The sequence below is a fragment of the Campylobacter sp. CFSAN093227 genome, from assembly GCF_012897855.1.
Classification (GTDB): Bacteria; Campylobacterota; Campylobacteria; order Campylobacterales; family Campylobacteraceae; genus Campylobacter_D; species Campylobacter_D jejuni.
The window spans coordinates 855,048-867,816 of record NZ_CP040610.1 but is presented as its reverse complement, the minus strand read 5'-3'; the positions used below and the strand labels follow the sequence as shown (position 1 = coordinate 867,816).

General features: G+C 31.2%; 12 protein-coding genes. 10 read left to right on the top strand and 2 right to left on the bottom strand.

Going from position 1 to position 12,769, the window contains the following annotated elements; translation table 11 throughout:
- The first annotated feature begins 48 nt into the window (after positions 1 to 48).
- Genes mobB through FBF06_RS04655 form a run of 5 tightly spaced genes read left to right on the top strand, consistent with a single transcriptional unit; the run spans position 49 to position 4,415 of the window.
- Positions 49 to 540 carry a molybdopterin-guanine dinucleotide biosynthesis protein B gene (gene mobB / locus FBF06_RS04675; RefSeq protein WP_002852644.1) on the top strand — a complete coding sequence of 164 codons (492 nt, stop codon included), beginning with the start codon at positions 49 to 51 and terminating at the stop codon, positions 538 to 540.
- Position 541: 1 nt separating this feature from the next.
- Positions 542 to 1,384, top strand: a complete 843-nt coding sequence (locus FBF06_RS04670; protein WP_002868153.1) for a class 1 fructose-bisphosphatase — start codon at positions 542 to 544, stop codon at positions 1,382 to 1,384.
- Positions 1,377 to 1,574 carry a hypothetical protein gene (locus FBF06_RS04665; protein WP_002797008.1) on the top strand — a complete coding sequence of 66 codons (198 nt, stop codon included), beginning with the start codon at positions 1,377 to 1,379 and terminating at the stop codon, positions 1,572 to 1,574. The genes FBF06_RS04670 and FBF06_RS04665 overlap by 8 nt, the downstream gene beginning before the upstream one ends.
- Positions 1,575 to 1,583: 9 nt before the next feature.
- Complete coding sequence (metG, locus tag FBF06_RS04660; protein ID WP_002868154.1) at positions 1,584 to 3,470, top strand: methionine--tRNA ligase; 1,887 nt, start codon at positions 1,584 to 1,586, stop codon at positions 3,468 to 3,470.
- Between the two features lie 3 nt (positions 3,471 to 3,473).
- On the top strand, positions 3,474 to 4,415 hold the full coding sequence (locus FBF06_RS04655; protein ID WP_002867484.1) for a hypothetical protein: 942 nt from the start codon (positions 3,474 to 3,476) through the stop codon (positions 4,413 to 4,415).
- Here FBF06_RS04655 and FBF06_RS04650 read toward each other — a convergent pair.
- Positions 4,407 to 4,859, bottom strand: coding sequence for a methylated-DNA--[protein]-cysteine S-methyltransferase (locus FBF06_RS04650; RefSeq protein ID WP_002867485.1), 453 nt, complete (start codon positions 4,857 to 4,859; stop codon positions 4,407 to 4,409). The genes FBF06_RS04655 and FBF06_RS04650 overlap by 9 nt on opposite strands.
- Before the next feature lie 54 nt (positions 4,860 to 4,913).
- Between FBF06_RS04650 and FBF06_RS04645 the strand changes: the two genes are divergently transcribed.
- Genes FBF06_RS04645 through trmA form a run of 5 tightly spaced genes read left to right on the top strand, consistent with a single transcriptional unit; the run spans position 4,914 to position 12,304 of the window.
- Positions 4,914 to 7,460 (top strand): bifunctional aconitate hydratase 2/2-methylisocitrate dehydratase, encoded by a 2,547-nt coding sequence (locus tag FBF06_RS04645; RefSeq protein WP_070318266.1) that lies wholly within the window; start codon positions 4,914 to 4,916, stop codon positions 7,458 to 7,460.
- 59 nt (positions 7,461 to 7,519) lie between these two features.
- A complete protein-coding gene (locus FBF06_RS04640) occupies positions 7,520 to 8,758 on the top strand; it encodes an ankyrin repeat domain-containing protein (protein ID WP_032587041.1) in 1,239 nt (412 codons plus the stop codon).
- Complete coding sequence (locus FBF06_RS04635) at positions 8,755 to 9,504, top strand: SDR family NAD(P)-dependent oxidoreductase (RefSeq protein ID WP_002860500.1); 750 nt, start codon at positions 8,755 to 8,757, stop codon at positions 9,502 to 9,504. The genes FBF06_RS04640 and FBF06_RS04635 overlap by 4 nt, the downstream gene beginning before the upstream one ends.
- Positions 9,501 to 11,234 (top strand): Na+/H+ antiporter NhaC family protein, encoded by a 1,734-nt coding sequence (locus FBF06_RS04630; RefSeq protein ID WP_052796494.1) that lies wholly within the window; start codon positions 9,501 to 9,503, stop codon positions 11,232 to 11,234. The genes FBF06_RS04635 and FBF06_RS04630 overlap by 4 nt, the downstream gene beginning before the upstream one ends.
- Entirely contained in the window at positions 11,231 to 12,304 is a 1,074-nt protein-coding gene (trmA, locus tag FBF06_RS04625) for a tRNA (uridine(54)-C5)-methyltransferase TrmA (protein WP_032584965.1), read from the top strand. Before FBF06_RS04630 ends, trmA begins: the two co-directional genes overlap by 4 nt.
- Here the strand turns inward: trmA and FBF06_RS04620 are convergent.
- Positions 12,291 to 12,707, bottom strand: a complete 417-nt coding sequence (locus FBF06_RS04620; protein WP_032584966.1) for a membrane protein — start codon at positions 12,705 to 12,707, stop codon at positions 12,291 to 12,293. The genes trmA and FBF06_RS04620 overlap by 14 nt on opposite strands.
- Between the last annotated feature and the right edge of the window lie 62 nt (positions 12,708 to 12,769).

The following is a 12,769-nucleotide window of genomic DNA, read 5'->3' as shown; positions in this document are numbered from 1 at the left end:
TTTGGTTTAAAAAGATATAATTTTGCAAAAAAATTAAGAGTATATTTTATGAAACAACTTATTATAGCTTTTAGCGGGCCTTCAAATTCAGGAAAAACTACACTCATAACCAAAATAGCTGATAATTTTTTGCAACAAAATTTAAAAGTTTTAATCATTAAACATGATCCTGCCGATAAAGCTCAATTTGATTTTAACGGTAAAGATAGTTTTAAATTTTTTCAAAGTGGAGCTGAAGTCATGGTTTTAAGCCCTACAAGAACAACTTTTTTTTCTCATGAAAATAGAGATATTTTAAAAGCTTTAAAATTAAGCCCTGATTTTGACATTTGTTTGGTTGAAGGATTAAAAACTCTTGATTTACCACGCATTAGCGTATTTTGCAAAGAAATTGATGAAAGTTATTTTATTTTTTCAAACGCCATTGCAAGCTATGAAAAAATTTCCCACCCTTATCTTACTTGGCTTGATTTAAACGATATACAAGCTATTTGCCAATACATACTTAAAAATGCTAAAAATTTACAAGGAGAATTATAAAATGCAAGAAGTGATTTCTTATATACAAAAAGCGGTTTTAGAAATTTCTAACGCTTTAAAATTTCCCGATACAAGCTACAGTCAAAATCAAAATTTTACAGGCGATACCCAACTCAAATTTGATGTTTTAAGCGATGAAATCATCACAAAAACTCTAAGTCAATGTTCAAGTATTAAAGCCATCATAAGTGAAGAAAAAGACGAAATTTTAACGCTTAACGAGAGGGCAAATTTTATCGTAGCTTATGATCCTTTAGACGGTTCTAGCTTAATGGATGTTAATTTTGCCATAGGTTCTATTTTTGCTATCTATGAAGAAAAAGCAAGTGCTAAAAATTTAAGAGCTGCGCTTTATAGTATGTATGGAGCGCGATTAGAACTTGTGATTTGCAAAGATCAGCCAAAACTTTATCGCTTAAATGCAAATAATGAATTTATTTTTATAAAAGATCTTAAAATGAATGAAAAAGGCAAGATTAATGCTACAGGCGGAACGCAAAAATTTTGGGAAGAAAAACACGCTAAATTTATCAAAAGTCTTTTTGATGAAGGCTATCGCTTAAGATATTCTGGAGCCATGGTAAGCGATATCAATCAAATTTTATTAAAAGGGGGTGGCATTTTTAGCTATCCTGCAACACAAGATGCGCCTAATGGCAAACTTCGTGCCTTTTTTGAAGTCTTTCCTCTAGCCTTTATCATAGAAAAAGCAGGCGGAAAAACTACAAATGGAAAAAACCGCTCTTTACTTGAACTTGAATTTGATAAAATCCATGCGACAACTCCTTGTTTTTTTGGCTCAGAATATGAAATTTCAAAACTTTTAAAGGCTTACAATGAATGAAGTTAGAGATGAATTTGAGCAAGATATGGATAAAAAAAAAGAAATTTTACTTTCATGTCAAAACTCAAAAAACCTAAACTCTTGTTATAATTGCGATGAAATTTTTAACTGCCAAACTAGAAAAAATTATGTTGATGCAGTCTATAACAGTATGTCTAAGGGTAAAACCGAAGGCGGATTTGACTTTTAAAGGAAAAAAATGCGTTATATTACAACACCAATTTATTATGTAAATGATGTGCCTCATTTAGGTCATGCTTATACTACCATCATAGCCGATACTTTAGCAAGATTTTATCGTTTGCAAGGACATGAAACAAGATTTCTAACAGGAACAGATGAGCATGGACAAAAAATCGAAGAAGCTGCCAAACTAAGAAATTCCACTCCTCAAGAATACGCTGATAAAATCAGTTTTGAATTTAAAAAATTATGGGATGAATTTGAAATCACCTATGATATTTACGCAAGAACAACTGATACAAGGCATATTGAATTTGTTAAAGCTATGTTTTTAAAAATGTGGCAAAAAGGTGATATTTATAAAGATGAATACGAAGGACACTATTGTATTTCTTGTGAAAGCTTTTTTACTCAAAGTCAGCTTATTAACGATTGTTCTTGCCCAGATTGTGGCAAACAAACTAGAATTTTAAAAGAAGAAAGCTATTTTTTCAAACTTTCAAAATATCAAGATAAAATTTTACAATGGTATGAAGAAAAAGATCCCATCTTGCCAAAAAACAAAAAAAACGAACTTATAAATTTTGTCCAAAACGGCCTTAAAGATCTTTCCATTACAAGAACAAGTTTTGATTGGGGGATTAAACTGCCTCAAGAAATTAATGATGATAAACATATTATTTATGTATGGCTTGATGCACTTTTTATCTATGTAAGCTCACTTGACTTTCAAAACAAGGGGGAAAATGCTAAATTTTGGCCTGCGCATGTGCATTTAGTAGGAAAAGATATCTTGCGTTTTCATGCCATTTATTGGCCAGCTTTTTTAATGAGCGTGGATTTGCCTTTGCCAAAATTTATAGGTGCACATGGCTGGTGGACTAAAGAAGGTGAAAAAATGAGCAAATCTAAAGGCAATGTTGTAAAACCTAAAGAAGTGGTTGATATCTATGGAAGCGAAGCTTTTAGATATTTTTTACTTAGAGAAGTGCCTTTTGGTAACGATGGGGATTTTAGCGAAAATATGCTGATAAATCGTATCAATGCAGAGCTTAGCAATGAATTTGGAAATTTACTTAATCGCATTATAGGTATGAGTACAAAATATTCTCAAGGAAATATTTCAAAAGAAGGTGTTTTAAAATTTCACAATGTTGAATTAAATCAAGCAAAAGAACACTTAAATTTAGCAGTAGAATTTTTAGAAAACTTACAGTGTAATCGTTATTTAGAAGAACTTTTTAAAGCCTTAAGTGTAGCAAATTTAGCTATTAGTAAATACGAACCTTGGAATTTAATCAAAGAAAACAAACACGAACAAGCTAACGCTTTAGTTGCACTTTGTGCAAATATTTTAGCCAAAACAAGCCTTTTATTAAGCCCTACTCTACCAAAGTCTTGTCAAAAGGTGGCCTTAGCTTTAAATTTTGAAATTTCATCTACAAATTATGCAAAAATGATACTTGATAATAAACTTTTAGATTTTAAAGCAAATCCTTGCGAAGCTTTATTTCCAAAAGTAGAAAAAGCTCTTTTAAAACAAGAAATTAAAGAAGAACCTAAAAAAGAAGAAAGTCCTAAAATAAAAATCGATGATTTTGCGAAAATTGAAATCAAAGTCGCTAAAGTGCTTGATTGTCAAAATATAGAAGGGAGTGAAAAACTTTTGAAATTTCAACTCGAACTTGACGATAAAGAAATCCGTCAAGTACTCTCAGGCATAGCAAAATACTATAAAGCCAGTGATTTAATCGGTAAACAAGTTTGCATTATAAGCAATCTTAAAAAAGCTAAAATTTTTGGACATGAAAGCGATGGTATGATACTTTCTGCAAAAAGCGGAGATAAACTTGTTTTAATCACCCCTGAACAACTTGTACAAAACGGTTCTTTAGTGGGTTAAAATATGCAAATTAGCAATTTAGGCGAACTTTTAAACGCGACACTCATTCATGAAGGTAGCGTTTTAAGCGTGGAAGGTTTTGCCATAAATTTAAATGAACTTAAAGCAGGCTTTGCCTTCTTTAATAACGATAAAAAAGAAATTACCCAAGCTGTAAAAAAAGGCGCTTATGCTATAATTACAGAAAATGACATTACTATTGAAGATAAAGACATTTTTTACTTTAGAGTAGAAAATCTAGAACAAGCTCTTGTAAGATTTTTACGCTTTTTTTGCGAAGATAAAGAATGTGAATTTTTGCTTTTTAAATCTTACGAACTAAGTCTTTGTAAGGCTTTTTATTTTAACATTTTAAAAGGAAATATTTTTGCTGATTTTGAAAAACTAATCAAAGCAAAAAAGGGTGAAATTTTTTGCTACTGTGAAGAAAATTACTTAAATAAACTTTGTGCCTATTCTCATAGTCTAAAAGATGCTAATTTTACCTTATTATCGCGATCTAGCTTCTTTTTTACAACTTTGATTTGTGAAAATTTATATTTTAAAAATCTTAATTTGCCTTTTTTTTACGCAAATAGTTTTGCAAAAATTATTTCTTTTTTAAAAGAAAAAAATCAAAAAATAATATTTGACTTTAATAAGATTGATGATTTTAAAATTTATTTTATTGATGATAAATTTGAAATCACTCCTTTTGGTTCAAGCTCTCAAGCGTTTATTGTAAGCAACAACCAAAATACCTTTGAATTCTGGAAAGAAAAATTTAAAAACATAAAAGACTTTAAAATTGCTTCTAAAAATTCTTTATTTTGCGATTTTTCCTATAATCAGCTTTCAGATTTAAGAAAATTAAAAAATTTTAAATATTGTTTAATTCTTGAAAATTATGATATTTTTGAACAAGAATTTGAAAACAAAGAAAATCAAACCCCAAGCTTATTTTAAATTCACTCCTTCATTTTCAAGCAAAAATCTTTTTATTTCAAGCCCTCCATTATATCCTCCTATGCCATTGCTTGCAATAACTCTATGACAAGGTATAAAAATAGGAATTTGATTTTTAGAATTTGCATTTCCGACAGCTCTAAAAGCTTTAGGATGATTGATTTTTTGGGCTATATCTTTATAGGTAACCATTTTACCATAAGGAATTTTCATTAAAGCCTTATAAACCTTTGATTCAAAATCTGTACCTTGTATCAAAACAGGAATGCTAAATTTTCTAAGCTTATGAGTAAAATATAAATCAAGTTCATATTTTGCTAAGTCAAGCAAACTACAATTTTTTTCTGATCTTTTATTATCACAAAAATCAACTCTAGTTAAAAATTTTCCATCACTATGTAAAGATAGGTAACATAAAGGCATTTTATAATAAACTTTAAACATTTTTTATCCTTCAAAGAGCTACAATTATAATAAAAAATATTTAAGGAGTAGAAAATGTCTTTTATGCAAGAATACAATAAACTTGTTGAAGAAAGAGCCGCTTTGGGTATACCACCCCTTCCTTTAAATGCAAATCAAACTAGAGAACTTTGTAAATTACTTGAAAATGAAAATAATGAAGAGCTTGCAAATCTTTTAGAAAATAGAGTAAATCCTGGTGTTGATGATGCAGCTTTAGTAAAATGTGAATTTTTAGATTCCATACTTAAAGGCAAAATCAGTGCTCCAAATATAGACAAAAAAAGAGCCTTAAGAATGCTTGGAACTATGCTAGGCGGATATAATGTTAAAGTTTTAATCGATGCCTTAAAAGATGAAAACATAGCCAAAGATGCTGCAGAAGTGTTGAAAAATATTATTTTTGTACATGATAATTTCCATACCATAGCTGAACTTAGCAAAAACAATCCACACGCTAAGGAAGTTTTACAAAGCTGGGCAAATGCGGACTGGTTTAATAAAAAAGAAAAACTACCACAAGTGATTAAATGTATAGTTTTTAAAGTAGCAGGGGAAACAAATACCGATGATCTAAGCCCTGCAGGAGATGCTTTTACAAGAAGCGATATTCCTTTACATGCAAATGCCATGCTAAAGGTAAGACAAACAGGATCCTTAGAAAAAATCAAAGAGCTTAAAAAAAGCGGTCGCGAAGTGGTTTATGTAGGTGATGTTGTAGGAACAGGTTCAAGTAGAAAATCGGCAATAAATTCCATACAATGGCACTTAGGAAAAGAAATAGAAGGTGTGCCAAACAAGCACAGCGGTGGTATAGTAATGGGTTCAACCATAGCACCGATTTTCTTTAACACTGCTCAAGATAGCGGGGCTTTACCTATCATCTGTGATGTAACAAACTTAGAAATGGGCGATGAGTTTGAAATTCATCCTTATGATGGAAAAATCATAAAAAATGGCTCTACAATTGCAGAATTTACACTCAGTCCAAACACTCTCTTAGATGAAGTTAGAGCAGGAGGAAGAATCCCACTTATCATAGGTCGTGGGCTTTGTGCTAAGGCTAGAGAATTTTTAGGCATGGAAAGTGAAAATATCTTTACCAAACCTGAACAACCTAAATCTTCAAGCGGTGGTTATACCTTAGCTCAAAAAATGCTAGGTCGTGCCTGTGGAGTTGAAGGTGTGCGTCCAGGTATGTATATAGAACCTATGACTTTAACCGTAGGCTCTCAAGATACTACAGGTCCTATGACTAGAGATGAAATTAAAGAACTTGCAAGCCTAGGTTTTAATGCAGACTTTGTGATGCAAAGCTTTTGCCATACAGCTGCTTATCCAAAAGTAAGCGATTCAAATTTACATAAAACCTTGCCCAATTTCATGACAAGTCGTGGTGGGGTGAGTTTAAAACCAGGTGATGGGGTTATTCACTCTTGGCTTAATCGTTTTGTATTGCCAGATACCGTAGGAACGGGTGGGGATTCTCACACACGCTTTCCTATAGGAATTTCTTTCCCTGCAGGAAGTGGACTTGTGGCTTTTGCTGCGGTTACTGGTTCTATGCCTTTAAATATCCCTGAAAGTGTTTTAGTGCGTTTTAGCGGGGAATTACAAGCTGGAGTTACCTTAAGAGATTTGGTTAATGCTATACCTTATTATGCAATCAAACAAGGACAACTTACCGTTGAAAAGAAAAATAAGAAAAATATTTTTGCAGGAAAAATTTTAGAAATAGAAGGCTTGCCAAACTTAAAAGTCGAACAAGCTTTTGAACTTAGTGATGCAAGTGCTGAAAGATCTGCAGCTGCTTGCAGTGTGGATTTAAGCATAGAAAGTGTAAGCGAATATATCAAATCCAATATTTCTTTAATTGAAGCTATGATAGAAGCAGGATATGAGAATAAAGCTACCCTTGCTAGAAGGGCTGAAAAAATGAGAGAATGGCTTAAAAACCCTACTCTTTTAAGAGCAGATAAAGATGCAAAATACGCTTATATTATAGATATTAATCTTAATGACATTAAAGAGCCAATCCTAGCTTGTCCAAATGACCCTGATGATGTGGCGACTTTGAGTGAAATTTTAGCCGATGATAAGCGTCCAAAAAATATAGATGAAGTTTTTGTAGGCTCTTGTATGACAAATATAGGACATTATAGAGCTTTAGGAGAAATTTTAAAAGATAAAGGCATACTTAAAACCAGACTTTGGGTAGTGCCTCCAACAAAAATGGATAAAGCACAACTTACTAATGAAGGTTATTACAGCATCTTTGGCGCAGCAGGTGCTAGAATAGAAGTTCCTGGTTGTTCTTTGTGTATGGGTAATCAAGCTAGAGTAAATGATGGAGCTGTAGTTTTCTCAACTTCTACAAGAAATTTTGACAACCGTATGGGAATGGGTGCTAAAGTATATTTAGGCAGTGCAGAACTTGCGGCAGTTTGTGCGATTTTAGGTAAAATTCCAAGCAAGGAAGAATACTTACAAATTGTCAGCGAAAAACTAAGTGATGAGCATAAGGCAAATATCTATAGATATTTAAATTTTAATGAGATTGAAAATTTCAAACTTGAAAATTAACTCAAATTTAATACTTATTTGGATTAAATAACAAAATTAAAATTTTCAAAGGAAAAATATTGAAGTTATTATTCACTTCCTTTTGTTGTTTTGCAAGTTTAATGGCTAGCGATGCCATTAACTGCGACAACATTAAAAATAATAAAACATTGCTAAATGAAAGTTCAAATTTAGATTATTTAAATATAACTTCAAGCTGTAAAGAATCTTTAAAAAATCAAGATTTTACAAAAAAACTCTATGCAATTTCCAATGAAATTCGCGGAAGCAATAGCTCTTGTAATGGTGTGGCTTATTTGCCAAAATTACAACAATTTGATTTTTTATTATTAAAAATAGCTATCGATCCCATCGCTTATCAAAAAACTTTAGATACACCCGAAAATTTAGAAAAAAAATATGATATTTTAAAATCTTATTTTAGATATTGGGCATATCAAAGTATAGGAAATTTTAGACTTTACAAAGCTTTTTGGAAAGAATATAACAATGCTATAGAACCTTTAGAAAAGTATTTTGAAAGTAATTTTAATTTTGACAAAGGTAGTAATATTTACTATACTAGCAATGCCTTAAACGAATTTTTAAATTGGGCTGTTGGTGAAACAAAAATTTACAAAGACATTAGTCCTTTAGCAAAAATCATGTCAAATAAAAATTATTCAGTATCTTATATACAAGATTTTATTTTTTCAAATAATCCAAGCCAAGATGATCTTACTATAGCCTTGCAAGCAGCGCTTTTAAATCAAAGAGAAAAAGAAATTTTAGAACTTTTGATTCGTTTTGGTGCTAGGATTGACGAAGGTTATGAAAGTGCTATTTTTTACGCATTGGAAAATTATGAAAATACAAATTTTTTAATCCAAAATGGAGCGAATGTTAATCAAGCCAATGCCTTTGGTAAAACCCCACTTTTTTATGCCATAGAGTTTAATCGTCTTGATATCATAAAACTACTTCTTGATAATGGAGCAAATGTTAATCAAAAATATATTAATAACAATGAAAAATTAGCATTAAGTGCGAACATAGGTTCAAATACGCCTTATTTTATTACATTTTGCGCTCTAGAGCACACTTCAAAAAATGTTTTAATGCATGCTGCAGCCTATGGAAATGTTGAAATTTTAAAACTTCTTATTTCAAAAGGAGCAAATTTTAACGCTGTTGATGATCTTGGTTTTAATGCACTTGACTTTGCGCTAGCAGCAGGTAAAAAAGAAAATGCTGATTATCTAAAAAGCTTGGGTTTAAAAGCAAACGAAAATCTATTTTACGGAGGTAGTTTAGAATGAAAACCGCATTTATTACAGGAGCGAGTTCAGGTTTTGGTAGAGCTTGTGTTGAAGCTTTTATACAAGAAGGCTACAAAGTAATCGCCCTTGCTAGACGCAAAGAGCGTCTAGAAGAGCTAAAAAATGCTTACAAAGATAAGATTTACACCCTTTGCATAGATGTAAGAAATCAAAAAGAAATCTTTGAAGCTATTGAAAATTTACCTAAAGAATTTCAAGAAATTGATGTGCTTTTTAATAATGCAGGTTTAGCTTTAGGGGTAGATGAATTTGATAAATTAAACCTTGAAGATATTAACACTATGGTAGATACAAACATCAAAGGATTTTTATATGTTGCAAAAGCTGTTATTCCTATACTTCGTAAACAAAAAAATGCTTATATTTTTAACTTAGGTTCGGTTGCGGGACGCAATCCTTATTTTGGAGGCAATGTGTATTGTGGAACCAAAGCCTTTGTAGGACAATTTTCATTGGCCTTAAGAAATGATCTTAGAGGAAGCAATATCAAAGTAACAAACATTGCTCCAGGACTTTGCAAAACTGAATTTAGTGAAGTGCGTTTTAAAGGAGATATCCAAAAAGCTGATGCAGTGTATGAAAATACGCAATTTATCAGTGCTAATGATATTGCCAAAGTGGTAATGTCTATCATTAACCTACCAAGTCATATTAATGTTAATGAAATCGAGCTTATGCCTGTCACACAAACTTGGAATGGATTTTATATAGAAAGAGATGAATGAATAAATTTTTAGTTTTATTGTTTTTACCTTTAGTTGCATTTGCAAACTCCTCAGAAGCAGCTGCAAATGCTAATTTATTTGGAGCTTTTACACTTATACCGCCTTTAGTTGCTATTGCTTTAGCCTTTATCACAAAAGATGTTATTTTGTCACTCTTTGCTGGAGTTTTAAGTGGAACTTTTCTGCTCAGTCTTTCTGCAAATATTTTTAAAGCACAACATTTAGCTTTTGTAAATTATTACAATACTACAGTAGAATCTTTTTCAAAAATTATTTCCTATATCTTAGGTTCAACTTCAGATCCAGTAAATGCAGGAATCATTTTACAAATTCTTTGCATAGGTGGTCTTGTGGCACTCATCACAAAAATGGGTGGTGCAAAAGCTGTAGCATTAAAATTTGCCAAAAGAGCCAAATCAGCTGTATCAGCTCAAGTTAACACTTGGTTTTTAGGGCTTTTAATATTTTTTGATGATTATGCTAATTTACTGATCGTAGGTCCAATTATGCGTCCTTTGGCAGATAAATTTAAAATTTCTCGTGAAAAATTTGCCTTTATTATCGACTCTACCGCAGCTCCTGTAGCAGGAATAGCTGTAATTTCTACTTGGATAGGCTTAGAAGTTTCTTTAATTAAAACCGCTTATGAACACATAGGCATTAGCAATATTAGTGCTTTTGGAATTTTTGTTGAAACCATACCTTATCGTTTTTATAATATCTTCATGCTTTTTTTTGTAGTCATGACTGCAATCATGGGGCGTGAGTTTGGTTCTATGTACAAGGCTGAAGTGCGTGCAAGAACCACAGGACAAATTGCTCCTCTACCTAAATCAGGCACACTAGATACTACTGAATTAGAAGATCAGTTTTTAGCACCAAAAGAAGGTATTAAAATTCGTGCTTTTGATGCTATTGTGCCTATTTTTACTTTAATCATTTTAGCTATATTAGGATTTTATTTTAATGGACTTAGCACTTTAGAAGGCGAAGAACTTGCAAAAGCAAGTGTCAATCCTTTGTCTTTTGAAACTTTTAGAGCTGCTTTTGGAAATGCTGATTCTTCTGTGGTGTTATTCCAAGCTGCTTTGTTTGCTGCTATTGTAGCGATTTTTATCGGGGTGCGTCGTAAAATTTTCAATCTTAAAGAAGCGGTAGAAACTTGGATATATGGCTGGAAAACCATGATTTTTACCATAGTATTGCTTTTATTTGCTTGGTCACTTTCAAGCATAGTAAAAGATCTAGGAACTTCTTTATTTATCACTAGTTTGCTTGCAGACAAATTGCCTGAGTTTATTTTGCCTGCTACTATTTTTGCTTTTGCTTCAGCCATTTCTTTTGCCATAGGAACAAGCTATGGAACTATGGGGATTTTAATGCCTTTGGCTGTGCCTTTGGCTCATGAAATCGCCAAAATCAATGGTATGGATGCAAACGCTATGCATCATTATATGGTTATTAATATAAGCTGCGTTTTAACAGGTGCGATTTTTGGAAACCATTGCTCACCAATTTCAGATAATGTAATCCTTTCATCTATGAGTGCAAAATGCGATCATATGGAGCATGTAAGAACACAAATTCCTTATGCTTTATTTATCTGTGGCATTTCTTTAATCGCTGGATATATTCCTGTATCTTTAGGACTTAGCGTTTGGTTTGTCTTGCCTTTAAATTTCATACTTATTGCACTTTTACTAAGACTCATCGGAAAGAAAGTTCCATGAGTCTTGAAAATTTTGGAAATTTTCTCACTTTAGATGAAAAACATTCTTTCATAAAAAAATATTTTAAAGAATTTTATACAAAGGATTTTAAACTTTTTGCTTCAAAAGATAAACATTATCGTACAAGAGCTGAACTTTCATTTTATCATGAAAACGATACGCTTTTTTATGCGATGTTTGATCCAAAAAACAAAAAAAAGTACATTATAGAATATTTAGATTTTGCCGATGAAAAAATTTGTGCTTTTATGCCAAAACTTCTAGAATACTTGCGTCAAGATAATAAACTAAAAGAAAAACTTTTTGGTGTAGAATTTTTAACCACAAAGCAAGAACTTAGCATAACTTTACTCTATCATAAAAATATAGAAGATATAAAGTCAAATTTAGAAAATTTAAGCAATAATCTTCATATCAACCTCATAGCAAGAAGTAAAGGCAAAAAGCTTATTTTTAAAACAGAAAATCTAAGACAAACTTTAAATATTCAAGGTAGAAAAATATTTTATGAATTTAACAACGATTGTTTTATTCAACCTAACACTACTATAAATGAAAAAATGATTACTTGGGTGTGTGAAATTTTAAACACTCAAAAAAGAATGGATTTGCTTGAGCTTTACTGTGGATATGGAAATTTTACTTTAGCTTTAGCGCCATTCTTTTTTAAAATTTTAGCCACTGAAATTTCAAAAAGCAATATTAATTTTGCTTTAAAAAATTGCGAGCTTAACAATACAACAAATATCCACTTTGCAAGACTTTCAAGCGAAGAATTAAGTCTTGCTATCAAAAAAGAAAGAGAATTTTTTCGTTTAAAAGATATTCGATTAGATGATTTTAATTTCTCTCATGTTTTAGTTGATCCACCCCGTGCAGGACTTGATAAAAGCGTAATTGACTTAATAAAAAAATATGAAAATATTATTTATATTTCTTGCAATCCTATCACTTTAAAAGAAAATTTAAAAGAATTAAGCCTAACACATAGAGCGGAAGAGTTTGCTCTGTTTGATCAATTTGTCAATACTCCACATCTTGAATGTGGAGTATTTCTTAGTAAGGTATAAAAAAATAATTCATTAATTTAGCCAGTATTACTATTGCAATACAAAGCACAAATACAAAAGGGTGGATAAAAACACCGAGTGGATTTTTCTTCTTTAATATAAAATGACAAAATAAAGAAAAAACAACTAAAGATAAAATTCCAAAAGCCAAAATAATTTTTACAGCAAAAAGTAAATTTAAAGGTTTAAAATGAAAACCTGCCAAAGCACCTCCGCTTAAAAAAAGCAAAAGAACCACAAAAGGCATTATTTTAACCCCGGTAGCACTAAAAAGACTTTTGTCAAAATTAGGATTTTTCTTTTTAACTACACCCAAAACAAATACATCAACAAACAAATAACCTATAAACAAAATAGCACAAAGAAGATGGATTGTTAAAGTATATGGATAAAATTCTTCCATTTTTCCCTCCTTATTAAACTTCGGAATTTGCTATATTATAACACTTTTTTCATTTTTTAAAT

Excerpts from the sequence above, each read along its gene's own strand:
- FBF06_RS04635 (WP_002860500.1), top strand. The coding sequence starts at position 8,755 with ATGAAAACCGCATTTATTACAGGAGCGAGTTCAGGTTTTGGTAGAGCT.
- FBF06_RS04665 (WP_002797008.1), top strand. The coding sequence starts at position 1,377 with ATGAATGAAGTTAGAGATGAATTTGAGCAAGATATGGATAAAAAAAAA.
- FBF06_RS04630 (WP_052796494.1), top strand. The coding sequence starts at position 9,501 with ATGAATAAATTTTTAGTTTTATTGTTTTTACCTTTAGTTGCATTTGCA.
- FBF06_RS04670 (WP_002868153.1), top strand. The coding sequence starts at position 542 with ATGCAAGAAGTGATTTCTTATATACAAAAAGCGGTTTTAGAAATTTCT.
- FBF06_RS04620 (WP_032584966.1), bottom strand. The coding sequence starts at position 12,707 with ATGGAAGAATTTTATCCATATACTTTAACAATCCATCTTCTTTGTGCT.
- FBF06_RS04655 (WP_002867484.1), top strand. The coding sequence starts at position 3,474 with ATGCAAATTAGCAATTTAGGCGAACTTTTAAACGCGACACTCATTCAT.
- FBF06_RS04650 (WP_002867485.1), bottom strand. The coding sequence starts at position 4,859 with ATGTTTAAAGTTTATTATAAAATGCCTTTATGTTACCTATCTTTACAT.
- mobB (WP_002852644.1), top strand. The coding sequence starts at position 49 with ATGAAACAACTTATTATAGCTTTTAGCGGGCCTTCAAATTCAGGAAAA.
- FBF06_RS04645 (WP_070318266.1), top strand. The coding sequence starts at position 4,914 with ATGTCTTTTATGCAAGAATACAATAAACTTGTTGAAGAAAGAGCCGCT.
- metG (WP_002868154.1), top strand. The coding sequence starts at position 1,584 with ATGCGTTATATTACAACACCAATTTATTATGTAAATGATGTGCCTCAT.
- trmA (WP_032584965.1), top strand. The coding sequence starts at position 11,231 with ATGAGTCTTGAAAATTTTGGAAATTTTCTCACTTTAGATGAAAAACAT.